The sequence below is a fragment of the Paenibacillus periandrae genome (genome assembly GCF_022458865.1).
Lineage (GTDB): Bacteria > Bacillota > Bacilli > Paenibacillales > NBRC-103111 > Paenibacillus_S > Paenibacillus_S periandrae.
The window spans coordinates 160331-175935 of sequence record NZ_JAJNMU010000017.1; the positions used below are offsets into that span (position 1 = coordinate 160331).

17 protein-coding genes are annotated in these 15605 nt (G+C 45.9%); 8 read left to right on the forward strand and 9 right to left on the reverse strand.

The genetic code is table 11. The annotated features are described in order from the left end of the window. Positions 1–21: 21 nt before the first annotated feature. Entirely contained in the window at positions 22–726 is a 705-nt protein-coding gene (locus tag LRL21_RS27140; protein WP_240418912.1) for an SDR family NAD(P)-dependent oxidoreductase, read from the reverse strand. A gap of 123 nt (positions 727–849) precedes the next feature. Here LRL21_RS27140 and LRL21_RS27145 point away from each other — a divergent pair, with 123 nt between their 5' ends. Then, on the forward strand, positions 850–1731 hold the full coding sequence (locus tag LRL21_RS27145; protein ID WP_240418913.1) for a LysR family transcriptional regulator: 882 nt from the start codon (positions 850–852) through the stop codon (positions 1729–1731). Positions 1732–1803: 72 nt separating this feature from the next. Here the strand turns inward: LRL21_RS27145 and LRL21_RS27150 are convergent, their stop codons facing one another. Next, positions 1804–2625 carry a helix-turn-helix transcriptional regulator gene (locus LRL21_RS27150; protein ID WP_240418914.1) on the reverse strand — a complete coding sequence of 274 codons (822 nt, stop codon included), beginning with the start codon at positions 2623–2625 and terminating at the stop codon, positions 1804–1806. Between the two features lie 117 nt (positions 2626–2742). On the opposite strand from LRL21_RS27150, the gene LRL21_RS27155 reads away from it, so the two are divergent. Continuing rightward, positions 2743–3585: an NAD-dependent epimerase/dehydratase family protein gene (locus tag LRL21_RS27155; protein WP_240418915.1), complete on the forward strand. Its 843-nt coding sequence runs from the start codon at positions 2743–2745 to the stop codon at positions 3583–3585. Positions 3586–3625: 40 nt separating this feature from the next. Here LRL21_RS27155 and LRL21_RS27160 read toward each other — a convergent pair whose 3' ends face one another. Next, positions 3626–6388: a CHASE3 domain-containing protein gene (locus tag LRL21_RS27160; RefSeq protein WP_240418916.1), complete on the reverse strand. Its 2763-nt coding sequence runs from the start codon at positions 6386–6388 to the stop codon at positions 3626–3628. 538 nt (positions 6389–6926) lie between these two features. Between LRL21_RS27160 and LRL21_RS27165 the strand changes: the two genes are divergently transcribed. Continuing rightward, positions 6927–7208 carry a hypothetical protein gene (locus LRL21_RS27165; protein ID WP_240418917.1) on the forward strand — a complete coding sequence of 94 codons (282 nt, stop codon included), beginning with the start codon at positions 6927–6929 and terminating at the stop codon, positions 7206–7208. A 109-nt stretch (positions 7209–7317) separates the two neighbouring features. On the opposite strand, the gene LRL21_RS27170 is transcribed toward LRL21_RS27165, so the two are convergent. The 4 genes from LRL21_RS27170 to LRL21_RS27185 all read right to left on the reverse strand — a co-directional run bounded on the left by LRL21_RS27170 (position 7318) and on the right by LRL21_RS27185 (position 10318). Continuing rightward, positions 7318–7944, reverse strand: coding sequence for an FMN-dependent NADH-azoreductase (locus tag LRL21_RS27170; RefSeq protein ID WP_240418918.1), 627 nt, complete (start codon positions 7942–7944; stop codon positions 7318–7320). A 146-nt stretch (positions 7945–8090) separates the two neighbouring features. Beyond that, complete coding sequence (locus tag LRL21_RS27175) at positions 8091–8372, reverse strand: hypothetical protein (protein ID WP_240418919.1); 282 nt, start codon at positions 8370–8372, stop codon at positions 8091–8093. Positions 8373–8486: 114 nt separating this feature from the next. Further along, positions 8487–9596, reverse strand: coding sequence for a glycine oxidase ThiO (thiO, locus tag LRL21_RS27180; protein ID WP_240418920.1), 1110 nt, complete (start codon positions 9594–9596; stop codon positions 8487–8489). Next, complete coding sequence (locus LRL21_RS27185) at positions 9593–10318, reverse strand: thiamine phosphate synthase (RefSeq protein WP_240418921.1); 726 nt, start codon at positions 10316–10318, stop codon at positions 9593–9595. The genes thiO and LRL21_RS27185 overlap by 4 nt, the downstream gene beginning before the upstream one ends. A gap of 144 nt (positions 10319–10462) precedes the next feature. On the opposite strand from LRL21_RS27185, the gene thiD reads away from it, so the two are divergent. The 3 genes from thiD to LRL21_RS27200 all read left to right on the forward strand — a co-directional run bounded on the left by thiD (position 10463) and on the right by LRL21_RS27200 (position 12642). Beyond that, on the forward strand, positions 10463–11305 hold the full coding sequence (gene thiD / locus LRL21_RS27190; RefSeq protein ID WP_240418922.1) for a bifunctional hydroxymethylpyrimidine kinase/phosphomethylpyrimidine kinase: 843 nt from the start codon (positions 10463–10465) through the stop codon (positions 11303–11305). A gap of 109 nt (positions 11306–11414) precedes the next feature. After that, positions 11415–11852, forward strand: a complete 438-nt coding sequence (locus LRL21_RS27195) for a DUF86 domain-containing protein (RefSeq protein WP_240418923.1) — start codon at positions 11415–11417, stop codon at positions 11850–11852. 160 nt (positions 11853–12012) lie between these two features. Continuing rightward, on the forward strand, positions 12013–12642 hold the full coding sequence (locus LRL21_RS27200; RefSeq protein ID WP_240418924.1) for a helix-turn-helix transcriptional regulator: 630 nt from the start codon (positions 12013–12015) through the stop codon (positions 12640–12642). A gap of 66 nt (positions 12643–12708) precedes the next feature. Here the strand turns inward: LRL21_RS27200 and LRL21_RS27205 are convergent, their stop codons facing one another. Continuing rightward, positions 12709–13347, reverse strand: a complete 639-nt coding sequence (locus LRL21_RS27205) for a bifunctional 4-hydroxy-2-oxoglutarate aldolase/2-dehydro-3-deoxy-phosphogluconate aldolase (protein WP_240418925.1) — start codon at positions 13345–13347, stop codon at positions 12709–12711. 178 nt (positions 13348–13525) lie between these two features. Between LRL21_RS27205 and LRL21_RS27210 the strand changes: the two genes are divergently transcribed. Both LRL21_RS27210 and LRL21_RS27215 read left to right on the forward strand, forming a co-directional pair. Beyond that, positions 13526–13987: a DUF948 domain-containing protein gene (locus tag LRL21_RS27210; protein WP_240418926.1), complete on the forward strand. Its 462-nt coding sequence runs from the start codon at positions 13526–13528 to the stop codon at positions 13985–13987. A 14-nt stretch (positions 13988–14001) separates the two neighbouring features. Beyond that, positions 14002–14385, forward strand: coding sequence for a YtxH domain-containing protein (locus LRL21_RS27215; protein ID WP_240418927.1), 384 nt, complete (start codon positions 14002–14004; stop codon positions 14383–14385). Between the two features lie 105 nt (positions 14386–14490). Here LRL21_RS27215 and LRL21_RS27220 read toward each other — a convergent pair whose 3' ends face one another. After that, entirely contained in the window at positions 14491–15600 is a 1110-nt protein-coding gene (locus LRL21_RS27220) for a phosphodiester glycosidase family protein (RefSeq protein ID WP_420832490.1), read from the reverse strand. Positions 15601–15605 lie beyond the last annotated feature (5 nt).

A 15605-nucleotide genomic window follows, 5' to 3' on the forward strand; every position in this document is an offset into this window, starting at 1 on the left:
TGCAAGAACAGTAAAAGCTCTTTATTCCATATATTGCTCATCTGGCTCGTGTAAAGCTGAAGCCAAGATTTTCTCTGCGACGAATTCAGGAGTATCGGCAGAAGTGGAAGAGCCTTGTCGCTGCTTCTGGCGAACACCCAGAGCGTTTTTGCCAAAATCCGTTGCGGTTGAGCGCGGATAGACAGTAATCACCCGAATATTCTCTGAGGCTAATTCATCTCGTGCCGTATCGGAAAGCATGTTCAATGCGGCTTTGGTAGCTGCATAGGCTGCCATTCCAGCAATACGCATCTTGGAGACCACCGAACTTATATTGATGATCAGTCCTCCCCCTTGCTCTCGCATAATAGGAATCACAGCTTGCATAGCTGCTAATGGTCCAAACACATTGAGGTCCAGGGTCTTGCGGAAGTCATCAGGATTGAGGTCAGCGATCGTGCCAACTGCAGCTTGTCCTACGTTATTGATGACCACATCCAAGCTACCAAAGTAGCGCACCGTCTCCTCAATGACTTTTTGAACTTGCTTCGGATCGCTCACGTCAGCAGGCAGAGCGACGGCGTCACTTCCCTGGCTCTGCAGTTCCTCGGCGAGATGATTGAGTGCGTCGGCAGATCGAGCTACCAATGCTAATTTAGCACCAGCAGCTGCAAAGCGGCGTACTGTGGCTAAGCCGATACCAGCGGATGCTCCAGTAATAAGAACGACCTTGTCACGAATTTCCATTATAATTGCCCCTTCCATTCTTTTTAGCGCCTCTCAAATTTAACTGTTTGGCACTTGAAACGGAAGTTCAAATAGGTTAGCATGGCATTAACTAAAAGTTTATGCAATGAAGGGGTTCTTTGAATGAATGAACAATTGAATACGTTTATTCAAGTGGCAGAGTCTGGCAGCTTTTCCAAGGCAGCCGAAAAACTATTTGTGTCTCCTACCGCTGTGATGAAGCAAATTAATTTGTTGGAAAAGCATATAGGAGTGCCTCTTTTGATTCGCACTAACCATGGTGTTGAGCTCACCGAGGCAGGTAAATCATTTAACAAGGATGCAGCATTATTTTTGCGGAATTTTCAAGAAGCCGTGCTGCGTATACGTCAAGGTACACTGGGAAGTCAGCATGAAATTCGTGTGGGCACTTCTATACTTAATCCCTGCAAGGTTTTGCTGGATTTGTGGAATGAAATCAGCGACCAATATCCGCAGTTTAAAATAAAAATCGTCCATTTTGAGGATGATGCTTATACACTTCCAGCCACTTATCGTACCATTGGCAAACACTTTGATTTCATCGTTGGGCCATATCTTACAGAAGACTGGGAGGATTATCTCCGTTTTAATAAACTGGGTAGTTACCGTTTTTGCTTTGCTGTATCTCGCAGCCATCGGCTGGCTTCTAAAAAAACACTGTCTGTCAAAGATTTGTATGGAGAGAAGTTGGCCGTGGTGAAAGGTGGAAAAAGTGCAGTAATTGATGGAATTCGTGATTTTTTGATAATGAACCATCCTAAAATCAAAATTAAAGATGTTCCACGCCTTTATGATATTGATGTATTCAATCGTTGCGAGCAAAGTGATACAGTCCTACTAACATTGGATGCATGGGTAGATATTCATCCGTCCTTAGTGACCATCCCAAGCGATCTGGATTTCAAAATACCCTATGGTTTGCTATATCCCTTAAATCCATCCGAGAATGTCAATCAGTTTTTAGAAATCATAAACGAAATGTAATCTAAGCAAAGTTAACCGGCACATCATTGTGCCGGTTTTTTCGTTAACGTAATCTGCCCGCTTAATGCAGTGTTACTTAATTATATTCCCCAGACGTGCAGCAGTATCCGTTGAAGCTGTATAAATCATGACCTTCAGATCAGGATGGGTCGGTGGCTGCAAGGTCACATGTTCAAACTCCATCTCTCCGATACGAGGATCGTACCACCGTTTGTGGCAATCTGTTACTACCTGAACGTCATGCATAGGCCAGCTCTCGCGAAACAGCTGGCTGGTCTGCATAAATTCATCAATAAGCTCCTTGAACCTCGTATCATTAGGGAAGTGTCCGTAATCCGCACGAAAGCGTGCAATCATGATTTGTCTTTTGGCATCCCAATCCTTTACGCCTGATCCCATCTTGGCGTCCGTCAAAAAAAGTCTCATATAATTGGGGCTGTGCGGCATGTGAGTTGATAATGAGGGGAATTGGAAAACGAACTCAGCTGCTTTGTTCCAAAACAGTAAATCCCAGTATCTTCCGATTGCGAATGCCGGATTCGGTTCAAGAGCCCTGATCATCCGTTCCAAGCCTGTATTTAATTGTTGATTTTCTATGTTTTCTTGTTGTACGGGTCTTGCAAGAAGATGGAGATGGCAGCGTTCATCCTCAGTCAATTGCAGCGCTATTGCTATGTTATTCAGCACATCCTCTGACGGATTGACATTTCTGCCTTGTTCCAAAGAGGTGTACCATGATGTTCCAATATGGGCAAGCTGGGCTACTTCTTCCCTTCGAAGCCCCGAGGTCCGGCGTTTTCCATAGGATGCCAACCCTACCTCTTCCGGAGTAAGACGTTCCCGGCGCGAGCGCAAAAATTCACCTAACGACTTCCTGGGAAAAAGATCCTCCATTCAAATTCCTCCTTATCCTGATACTTTCAATCATACGATAAACACAGGAAGGTTGCTGCTTGCGCGTTCTATTATACTACCAGTATAGCTTCTAAAAAACTTGGGAGGATTTGAACAATGAACATTTTTGTAACAGGTGCCACAGGAAAAGTAGGAAGTCGTTTAGTTCCGCGTATGTTACAGTGGGATCATCACGTTAAAGTGTTGGTTAGGGACGCTGCAAAGGCGGATTGGCTTCATCAGCAGGGAGCTGAGCTTGTTGAAGGCGATCTTTTGCAGCCGGACGATTATATTGACGCTCTCCGGGGTACTGAGGCTGTGATTCACTTGGCTGCACAGTTCCGTGGGGTGGACGAGAACACCGCCAAAATCTCAAACATCGATGGCACTATAGCTCTGGCAAACGCTGCACTACAGACGGAAGTGCCAAAATTTGTTTTTTCCAGCACCAATCATGTATACGGCTCCGGGAATCATGCAAGACCAAACCGTGAAGATGACGAGCTTAGGCCTTCCTTTCCTTATCCTCAAACCAAAGCCGCGGCCGAAGTCGCCTTGCTGCAGCTGCACCGTGAACAGGGATTGGGGCTGCGTATAATGCGGCTTCCTTTTGTCTATGGGGATCGAGACCCTCATATCATGGAATTTCTTCCGTTCATGCGCAATTGGAATCCAGCCAAACGAATGCATATGGCACACCATGCGGATGTAGCTCAAGCCCTGCTGCTCGCCGCTTACACACCAGGAATTAATGGTCGGATCTACAATGTTGCCGACGATGCACCAATCTCCGTTGCAGAATTGGCGCTTCTTCATCATAGTGAAATTCCGTCAAACGCCCTGCAGCAGGATTATGATCCATGGGATATGATCGTCGATACAACACGGATCAGAGAAGAATTAAATTATCGGCCGATTTACCCGTCATTTTATTCGGCAAGAGATGCAGGTGCTATCTAATAAAGTTGAATATGGATAATTCGCCCCCAGCTACTTGATTTTAGGATTTACTTAACCAAACGCGCATAACAGAAAATAATTGTTCTAAATTGATCGGTTTACTAATATAATCGGAGGCGCCAGCTTCCAGACATTTTTCACGATCATATTTCATCGCTTTGGCTGTTAGCGCAATAATAGGCATCTCATTCAGCTGTTCATCCCGACGAATATGTCTCATCGTCTGGTACCCATCCATCTCAGGCATCATAATGTCCATCAAGACAATGTCAACCTCCTTATGGAGCTCCAGCATATCCAGACACTGCCTTCCATTATGAGCTGTGAGTACACGCATACTCTGCATTTCGAGGGCCTTGGTCAATGCGAATATATTTCTGACGTCATCGTCCACGACGAGTACCTGCTTGCCGCCAAATATCGATTGATGGATCACGGCAGGCTCGGTCTCAGGAATGATCAGGTTATCGATAGCCGGGGCTTCAGAAGGAGCATCCGACAACACCAAGGCGCTGACATTGGTAGCTGAGGATTCAGCATACATCGAAACCATCTCCATCGATGAAGGGTTGTGCAGGCATGGTATATAAAGTGTAAAAGTACTTCCTTTACCTTCTTCACTTTCCAAAGCGATGCGACCGCCAAGCAAATTGGCAAATTCACGCGATATCGACAAGCCGAGTCCGGTTCCCCCATATTTGCGTTCTGTTTTCCCGTCAACCTGCTGGAACGCTTCAAAAATCAGCATACGTTTGTTAACAGGAATACCAATGCCTGTATCCGAAACCGAAAAGGCAATGACATGGGCTGGACTTGACTCCGGCAGCGCTATATTGGCCTCAAGCGGATCTGCCTTTCGTATGGATAAAGTAACGGTTCCATTTTCCGTGAATTTGAAGGCGTTTGACAACAAATTTTTCAGTATTTGCTGCAATCGCTGTTCATCCGAGAAAATCAAAGAAGGAAGTCCAGGATGCTGAACAATTCGGAATTGCAGGTTGCGCTGCTTGGCAATTGGTGTGAAATTGCGCTCCATTACATGAGGAAGCTCTGTCAGATTGACAGCTGCGATCTCGATCTCGAGCTTTCCAGCCTCAACCTTGGATAGATCAAGAATATCATTAATCAATGACAAGAGATCATTCCCGGAGGAATTAATAATTCTTGCATATTCCTGTTCATCAGCATTTAGCGTACCATTTGCATTTTCAACTAAAAATTGGGACAAAATAAGCAGACTGTTGAGCGGCGTACGCAGCTCATGAGACATATTAGCCAAAAACTCCGATTTATATTGAGAGCTTTGCTGCAGCTGCTCAGCATACAGCTCAAGCTCTTTCTTGGCTTGCTCTACCTCAAACGACTTTTGTTCGGCAAACAGGTTCTGTTCTTCCAGATGCTCATTCGTGGAACGCAGCTCCTCGGTTTGCACCTGTAATTCTTCGGCTTGTGTCTGCAGCTCTTCCGTCTGGGCCTGCAGCTCCTCAGCCATCGTCTGGGACTCGCTGTATAAATTTTCAATTTCCGTACGGCTGGCCGCATTGTGCAGTGTGACTCCAAATGGCTCGACAATTTGTTCAAGCAGCTCTCGTTGAAGCTTGGTAAATTCGTTCAAGCTGGCCAGCTCCATGACAGCAAGCACATTTTTTTCGAAAATAATGGGTGCTATGATAATTTGTTTCGGTGCTGTATGGCCCAAGCCTGATGTGACTTTAATATAATCGTCCGGTATTTGATTCAATACCAAAATTCGATTTTCCGATGCGCTTTGACCAACGAGCCCTTCACCCATTCGGAAGCTTTCTATACCCACACCATCCGCCTGCCCGGCATAAGAGACAAATCGGATCAACAGATCTTTTTTTTCTGCGATCTTACGTAAATACAAGACTCCATAGTGGGCTTCGACTAAACCGGCGATTCTATTGATGAAGGATTGCGTCAGCAATTTCATTTCGGTCATACCTTGAAAAGTTGTGGCCATGTCCGTAATCTGGGTGTTGATCCAATTTTGTTGTTCAAGCTTGGCCAACAGCTCGTTGGTAATCTCGGCGAGATCGCCAACCTCATCCTTTGTTTTCACTTCAACCCGCATGGATAAGTCACCCTTGGAGGTCGCAATATGTTTGATCGAGCCTGTGACTTGCTTGATCGTATTCACAATGGAACTGGACGTGATTAGAGCGATCAGCACGGCGATAGCGGATACTACAACCCATATGGTGTTTAATATCGAAAGAAGTACTTCGTTATCACGGATGAGCTGTTGGCTCCGCGCATCGGTTAAGGAGAGCTCAGTGCTGCGGAAGGAGGCAAGCTGGGCGCGCAGCTGATCCGTATATTTTTTACCGATATCCTGTTTGTAAAATTCAATGACCCCTGCATTATTATTTTCCTTTTTCATTGATAGTACTGGATCTCCCGCTTCAGCGATCCAAAGCTCAATGTTGGTTTTGATCTTTTCCAGATTCTGCAGCTGTCTGGGATTATCCATAATCAACTGGCGTAACTTGTTATACGATTCCTTCCAGTTATTGTATCCATTATTATAAGGAATCAAATATTTGGCATCGCCGGTAATGACATAGCCGCGTTGGCTGTCTTCCATTTCCAGCAAGTTTTTTTCAATCTCATTGCTAAGATTATGAACCTGGAAATCGTGTCCCGTAATATATTCTCTATCTACTTTCATCGACATCACACGATCATTAATTAAAAGTATCGATATGCTAAGGCCGATAAGTACAATAAGATAGCCAAGTATAATTTTTGTTCTCAAATTGAATCTTACTTTGCTGAACAACTTTAAATACCTCCCCTTGAAGCCTGCATCGAACTGAACAACATATTTAAACCGTTTAATAGTTAGAATTGCAAGCTTAACTCTATCATAAAAATGATAGCGATAAAAGGTAAAAATCCAAGATTACATGGCCGGATTTAGTCAATTGTTCCGATAAAATAAGTAAATGGAACCATCTCTGCTGTCCAGGGAGTGGTTCCATTTATGTTTGCGCTGCAGCTTTTCCTTATGCTCTCTAAGTGTAGGTGTAATACGCGCTGTAGGAACGAGTCCATTCCAGCTTAATCGATTCAGCTCGGATTGTATTTGCCTTCGCGTGTCTGCTTTTGACGATTTTTTTTGGCTTTACTAAGTGCCATCATGGCACCTCCTTATTAAGAATGACGCTTCTACCAGTATACTAAATATGACGATCTTTTGTAACGAAAGAGTTTGACATTTTTGCAACGTTACGCTGAATCTGTTGTGTTCGCCAATTCGTTTTGGTAATCTAATGAAAGATTGCTGCAAATAATAGACCCATTCGGGAGTGAATACCTTGTCCTACGATTTTTACTATTGGCTGATTATGGGTATCGGATTTATGATTCCAAATTTGGCAGGTGTGGGGCTGATGTGGAAAACGCAGAAGCTTCTCATGTCTTCATTGGTTTCATTGGTTATCAATTTGATCATATTCGGAGCAGCTAGTTTATGGTGGGCTTCTTTATTTGTCGGATTTCCACGTACCTTTGGATTGGCTGGCTATGGCATCGCATTTGTGAACATTGAAGTGCTGCTGCTGTTCACTTTGATTATTATGAGAAAGAAAAGTACTTGAATCCTCCTTGTAGCTTATCAGGATGTATACGAAAAACTCCCGCTACCTAATGAAATAGGGTGTGGGAGTTTTTAGGTTATCCATATGAAGATGTTTCTTTAAACTTTTCTTAGAATGAAGCGGCAGCAGCTTTAGCTTTTTCCAGACCTTCTTCAATAATGGCTTGGCCACGATCCGGGAACTGGTTGTGTCCTTCGATAACAACAGTAGTTGGATTTTGAACTCCAAAGAAATTAAAGATCGTTTTAAGATAGTTCAGGGACATTTCGATTGCTGCGGCAGGACCTTCGCTGTAAACTCCGCCACGTGCGTTCAGCAATGCTACTTTTTTATCGCCGATCAAGCCCTTAGGGCCTTCAGCTGTGTAAGCAAATGTTTTGCCTGCTTGTGCAACATACGTCAAATACGTCAATAATTGTGCAGGAACTGTGAAGTTCCAGAGTGGGAATGCAACAACGATTTTGTCAGCTGCAAGGAACTGCTCCAAATATTTATTAACATTGTCCGCTTTTTCCTGTTCGGTTCCTGTTAATTCGTAACCTTTGCCAAGCTTGAACAAGCCAGTCAATGTATCTACATCGTAGTATGGCAATGTTTCATTGAAAAGATCCAGTTCTTCGATATCGTCATTGGGATTAGCTGCTTTATAGCTTTCCAAAAATGCGTAGTATAATTTGACGCTTACTGCTTGATCAACCGGACGTCCATTAGCTTTAATAAATAATACTTTTGACATAAGTATGATGCCTCCTGAAATTAAATTAACTTACTTTACTTTAGTATGATATTCAATTCGCTTACGTTTGTCAAGTGACTAATAATTAATAATTTGCGAAGGATTTTCGAAATTATCGTTTGAAAAGAAAAAAAGAGCTGATCGGATTACTCCGAAGCTCCTTTTTTGGCCAGGTAAGACTTGAATTTTCTTTCACGGGCCTCCCAGCGCAGCACGGATATAAAAAATCCGATTGAAGCAAACACGATTAGCCGAATGTATAACCAGGACATTTGAAAGGTATGCTGTGTCAGCCATTCCATTCCTGTAATTATGGCAGTTACTGCGATTCCCCAGGTTAATATGCCAAAATACATGACATACTTGCCCTTGCCCATAGTTCTTCTTTTACGCCACTGTGTGGCTTGTTGTTCGTTCATTTCGTTCATAAAGCTGCTCCTCCTGAGTCGGTCTCGATCATTTCATTTCGTTACTTGGAGTTATTCGCTACCAAGTGCTCGAAGTCCTCCTGCCTGTAAGTCGTTCACAGCGGTTGGTCTGCGTTAGACAGCTTTCGCGCGGTCTGGAGAGAATGGGGTCAGATCGATAGTGGTTTGCTCACCCAGAATCTGTTGTTTAATGAGCTTGCCCGTAGCGGGGGCCAATAAGATCCCATTGCGGTAGTGACCCATTGCAATTGTTAATCCAGGAGCTTGAGCAGATGTTCCTATAAATGGCAGGCCATCTCTTGTACCCGGACGCAGACCTGCCCAGGTGCTGACAAGCTCGGCCTGCTCTAACGACGGCAGCAGCTTGACGGCTTTAGCGAACAAATCACTAATCACACTCACATGGCAGCGTTTGTTAAAGCCAGCTTCCTCCTGGGTAGCTCCGATAATCATACTCCCGTCAAGCTTCGGTACGATGTAACAGCCTTGTGTAAATACGGTGCCTTGAAGAACTGGCGTTTCGGTTCTTACCGATATACACTGCCCTTTCACTGGAAATATCGGAAGCTCCAGACCTAATGGATCGATTAAGGATGATCCCCAGGCTCCTGCACATATAATGACATGATCCGCGTATAAAGAAGCTTCGGCTGTTCGCACACCCTCGATGCGACCCTGCCGTTCAATAAGACCGAGTACAGGTGTCCATTCACGAATTTCACAGCCAAGCTTGTGAAGGCCCGCTTGAAGTGCTTTGGCGAGCTGTACGGGATGTATTTGATGGTCCTGCGCAAAGCGAAGACCACCCCGAATGTGTGGGGAAAGACCCGCCTCAATGGCAAGCATCTCCGGTGTACTTAACCATTCGGCGTCCTGAATCCAGTGTAGGCGGCTTTTCAATTCCTGCTCGTCGTCAGCATGAAATGCGGCACGCAAAATACCTTGTGCTATGTATTGAGGCGAAATCGCGCTGATCTGATGGATGTCCTCGCTCCACTCGCGATATAATTGTTGGCTCATACGGCACAACTCATAGAAGGCACCCGGCTGATGTGTCTCTACCTGTGCTCCCAGCATGCCCGCGGCGGCTGTAGAGGCTTCCTGATTCAATGCCCCTTTATCGACAAGGGTACAGCGTATTCCGCTGCGGGCGAGCTCCCATGCTATCGTACAGCCTATAATACCGCCTCCGATAATGATTGCGGATGTAGATCTGGTGTTCAATAATAACCTCTCCTTGGGCAATATTGGGAATCATTCAACGCTTCACGATAACGGATGATTTGTTGAGCGGGTTCGGGATGCAGCAGGATGGAGGACAGCAGGGCAATGCCGCTGCATCCAGTCGACAGCACCTCCTCAACTCGATCCAGCTCAATGCCGCCGATTGCAATGACCGGGATTGGACTGGCTGCAACAACTTCAGACAGTGTGGCAATACCACGAGGTGCGAGTCCAGGCTTGGAATTCGATTCATAGACATGACCATAGAAAACATAGTTGGCTCCATGCTTGGCCGCGTGCACGGCTTCGTCGGCAGAATGGACAGAGCAGCCTATACGGACGGTCGTGGGCATGATCTGACGGCTTTGCTGAATGGTTAAGCTGCTATAGCCAAGCTGAACGCCAGGAGCTTGTACGGCAAGCGCCGCATCCAGCCGATCATTGATATAAATGGCAGATTGGGCGAATAACGGCTTAAGCGTTGTATACCATACTGTCAGCTCGTGAGCGCTGCGTTGTTTTTCCCGTAAATGAAACATATCGATAAGCTCAGTCGGGCACCTGGAAGCAATGGCGGCTACTTCGTCAAGCTCCTGCTGAGCTGTAGTCAGGACATGAAGCTCATGCTTTCTTATGGGAAGCACTTCCTTTGGCGGCAATCGATTTAGGACCATCATAACGCAGCCTATGCAGACCGTCAAAGCGTTTGAGAAAGTTGTCATAAAATGCTCAATAAGCTGCTGACTTGACGGTGGGAAAACAGACCTATACACTTTATGATAAGAGTATGACATGTTAACCTGTAAAAGATGTTGTGGGTTATGAAAACAGACCTTATGAGCACGTACTAGAAGGAGAGAATAAAAGTGGATCAAGTCTATAAAGCACTAACCATTGCAGGCTCAGACAGCGGTGGTGGAGCGGGGATTCAGGCTGATTTGAAAACCTTTCAAATGCTTGAGGTTTATGGATTGTCAGTGATTACAGCAGTAACCGCACAAAATACACTCGGAGTTCATGGTATTTATGATATTCCTATTGAAGGCATAGCCAAGCAGATGGAGTCGGTCATTTCGGATATTGGCGTAGATGCACTCAAGACCGGTATGCTGTCGCAGCCTGAAGTGATTGAGCTGGTCGCGGATCTGGTGACCAAGCATAAGCTGAGTAAGCTCGTTGTCGATCCAGTGATGATTGCCAAGGGTGGTGCTGCGCTGCTGGCTGAGCATGCACAGGATGCGATGCGTAAGCGATTATTGCCGTTAGCGGCGTTGGTGACACCGAATATTCCGGAAGCAGAAGTCATTATCGGGATGGAGATATCCTCATTGGATGCCATGAAGGAGGCTGCGGTTCGAATTGTTGAACAGTTTGGCGCGGCGGCTGCGATCATTAAAGGAGGGCATCGAATTGGTGATCCCACCGATGTCTTATATGACGGAGAGCAGTTTCATATCTTTACCGCAGAACGTTATGAGACGCGCCATACCCATGGAACAGGCTGTACATTCTCTGCTGCGATTACGGCTGAGCTTGCCAAAGGCAAAAGCTTGACAGAAGCGGTACAAACAGCCAAAACCTTCATCACACTAGCCATTCGACATGAGCTTGGTATCGGTGGGGGACACGGACCTACGAATCATTGGGCTTATTGGCGCGAAGCACAGGCTCAATCGGGTTTACAGGCAAAGGAGCAGAAGAAATCATGAGTTACGAATATTTGATGCAGGCAGCCATGTTAATCGTTCTGTTGCTGGCTAGTTTTCCAGCTATCATGCTGTGGTCCAAATGGAGAAATAAGAAACGGAGATAAAACTCATGTATTATGTCAATCACGAACAAATTGATTTGCGTTTGCAATTTATTCCCACACTAATCGCGGCATGTGAGCAGCTGGAGCAAGCCTGGGAGTCAACTCCCTCATCCGAGAGGCTGCTGCTGCATTTGGCCCAGGAGCGTACTCTCCATTTATGTATTGAGACCGTTACCGATGTCGGGAGCTTGTTAATTGATGCTTTTATGATGCGGGATGCCAGCAGCTACGAGGATATTATTGAGATTCTGTTGGATGAGCGTGTTTTTGAAGCCGATACAGCAGGTGTTTTTCGCGAGCTGGTACAGCTTCGGAAGTCACTGGCGCAGGAATATGCCGGCTATCCGCGGGAAGCTCTTCATCCGTTGATCGGTGTGCTGCCATCGGTACTTGCCATATTTGAGACGGCGGTGCCCGCGTTTATTAGCCGTGAGCTGGTGTAAGAATCGTTAGGAACTGCTGCCGTTGATCTTGTGAGAAAATTGGAAAGTTATGATACTTTTTAGTATAATAATTTACTTATTGTTGATTTTCATATACAATCAATTTAAGAGCAGGATTGTCAGGTGAACACGACAGTAAACAATAAGGTGGTGAGACTAAGTGACCCAGGAATTTGATATGTCGACACGTAGAGTCGTAATGACGATGTTGAAAACCAAAGGACCTCTGGCTGTCAGCGAAATAGCCAAGCAGCTCGGAATTACAGAAATGGCTGTACGCCGGCATTTGAATACACTGGAACGCGATGGTCTGATCGAGTCGAAGCTGGTACGTCAAGCGATGGGAAGACCGACCAACCTATATTCGTTGACGGAAAATGCAGATGAGTTATTTCCCAAAAATTACTATAATTTGACATTGGATCTGTTAGGAGAGCTTGTGGAAGAAGCAGGCGAAGCCAAGGTGCAGCTGTTGTTTGAACGTCGCAAGGAAAAGCTGATTGATCGCTATGAAGAGCAGATGCAGGGCAAAGAGCTCGGGGATCGGGTAAAGGCACTGGCGGAAATTCAGAATGCTAATGGCTATATGGTGAATTGGTCCGCTGATGAGGATGGTACCTTTGTCATCAATGAACATAATTGTCCGATCTCTCAGGTAGCCAATCAATATAATCATGCTTGTCACTGCGAGCTGATGATGTTTGAGACTTTGCTGGATGCCAACGTCAAGCGTACGGAATGCTTGGTCAAAGGCGGACTCAAATGCTCGTATTCGATACAAGCCAAATAGGAACGATCTCCCGCACATGACCAGCGCAGGAGATCGTTTTTATTTTATGGGATAATGACGATATGATTACTTAACCCACACATTAGCTGTCAAAGCAGCGGCTTTATCACGAATCCAAGAGAAATTACCAGCGGCAATTTGCTGCAAATTGATCAAAGACCCGCCAATTCCAAGACCATAACAGCCCGCTTGAATAAATTGCGCAATATTGGCCTCATTCACTCCGCCTACGGCAACCATCGGGATGTGATTGAGCGGTCCTTGAAGCTCTTTGATATAAGCCAATCCGAGACTCGCTCCCGGGAATATCTTCACTGCGGTTGCGCCTGCTTTCCATGCCTTGACGATTTCAGTCGGTGTCATCGCTCCGGGGAAAATCGGAACTCCTTGCTCTACAGCATAACGAATAACATCCTCATCCGTGTTCGGGGTCACTATGTAGGAGGCGCCTGCCTCAATCGCTTGCTTCGCATCTTCCATATCGAGTACCGTTCCAGCCCCGATATACATCTGATCGCCGAACTGCGCCTGCAGCTTGGTAATCATTGATAAGGCACCAGGCGTATTCAATGTTATTTCCATAGCGCGAATACCGCCATCCAACAGAGCTTGAGACAGATCGTTAATATGACGTTCCTCAACCCCACGAACTATCGCTATAATCCGCGTTTTTTCAATCCATTGTAAACCTTGTTCACGATTCATGCTCCTATACACCTCATCCACAAGTTATGAGTCTATTATGCCACCTTTTGCACGAACAGGCTATTGCTCCACTAAACAAATTTGAGAAATGTGTGTCAAATTGATGGGCTGCTACCTATAATGTAGTATTCCATAGGCATTCGTCCTGGGAAGCTGCTTGGGAAGGAGGTCCGGCTACATGGATTTGCCATTAATCGTTAGCTTAGCCGTACTCATAAGCGTGGTAGTGATTGGAATTGCCGTTCTCTTATGGCTTGAGGTTCGTCGAGCACTCCACAGGTCGTTAGCGATGATGGAACGGATGGAGGCACGACTGAAGGGTACGCTGGAAGATACCCACAAGCTGATCCAAACCACGCAAAGCCTGACTGTTGATATTCAGCGCCGCTTACACGCAGCCGACGGATTCATGCAGGCTATCCAGAGCACGGGGGAAGCCTCTGCAAGCCTATCCAAGTCCATTAAGGGAATATCCGGGGTATTGGCTGATTCGATAACAGAGGCCCAAGGTACTCTTCAAAATGAACAGGATACGGTGCGTAATCTTATCGCCATGACGACAATGGGTATAGAGCTGTGGCACAAATGGCAGTCTCGGAAACCTTCCAGGCCAAGCTCGCCTGCGAATGAACAACAGTGAAGGAGATGATCAGTTTGACAACCAATAACAGAAGCAAGGATTTGTTGATCGGTGCGGTAGTAGGTACTGTACTGGGAGCTGTGACTGCACTGCTCTTTGCTCCCAAATCAGGTCGGGAGTTGAGAACGGATATTGCCGATGGTGTGCAGCAGGTTACTGCGAAGACACAGCAGGCAGCAGAGTCCATTGCAGATAAAACGAAGCAGCTGGCTGGTACCTTAAATGAAAAAACACAGCTAGCCGCACAAACAGTAAGCCGCCATACATCCGAATGGTCCGAAAAAGCGAAGGAAACGGCCTTGTCCTGGAAAAATAAAGCTTCACTGTCCATCAATGAAGGAACAACGGAAGCCGCGGAGACCGAGATAACGACTCAGGACGAGTCTAAAGTAAGCTAGTTACACAAATCCGTTGGCAAGCTTGGTTGGCTTCCATAGCAAAAACACGGACCCAGCAGCGCCACTCGTTGCTATGTCCGTGTTTTTTGTTGTTAAGCTCTATAATTACCATTTGGAGGCATCAATCTTGCTGGGGTCCAGGCCTTCCCAAATATTGCGTATAGGGGCGGAAGTAGGATTATCGAAAACGAGCCATGCCGTAGGCAAATACCGTTCACCGTATTCACTGGAAGGACGGTTTACAATCTGATTGTCATGGACAAGAACAGTTGAGGAGCCTCCATCCAGGTTGGCCGCTGTGACTGCACCTTTTTCCAAAAATATTTGTTGGATATCATAAAGCGTAGCACCGATACTGTAACCGGGCTGTCTACCATCAATAATGGCAAACATGATCGTGCCATCTGCTTTTTGGGCCATTGCGGTCCGAGGTGCAACGCCCCAGCCGTCAGCTTGACTCTTAATCTGGCCTACACCGTTAACAATAAACCGCGGCGCAAACGTAACCGCCTCCTGAACGCCCATTTGCAGCAGCTCGCTTGGCTTGTACTTGCCAGCAATCATCCGACCCTCCTTATCGATCGCCACGATATGATTCGCTGTATTCATGTCGCCATCGTTGTAAAAAATTTTACCGCCAGAAATGACAATCCCGGTTGGCTGAAAGCCATTTCCTTTCCATTCCGGATCGACGAATCCGCCTGCATTCACGCCAGCGACTGCACCGAGACGTTTGACCATGGCAGATACCTTCTCGCCTTTGCCTGCTTTACCAGGAACAGCTATTCTAAGCTTTTTGGCATCATTGACAATTAGCAGCTTGCCTTTAAAATTTTTCCCTTCGATCGGCTCGATTTGGACAAGCGGTTTTTTCTCGACAACCTTGGTTTCCACCGGCTTGTTCACCTGGACAAGCTTCTGATCCTTGATTTCGGCAAATTTATCAAATTGCTTCCAATAGTTGTCGACACGTTTATTAAGCTCTTCCTGACCAATCAAATATACGGCCCAATGGCGATGCTGCGTAGAGATCAGCGTGTCAGCCATCATATAACGAAGATTGGAGCCGGATTCCGTCAAAAAGAACCATAAGCTGAACATCATCCCAAACATCATTAGCACGATAGAGGTATACAAGGTTAATGTGAGAATAACGGAGCCGCTTTTCTTTTTTACTTTCTTTTTGACGCCCCTTACTGCAGTTGTTGCTGCCATGATCG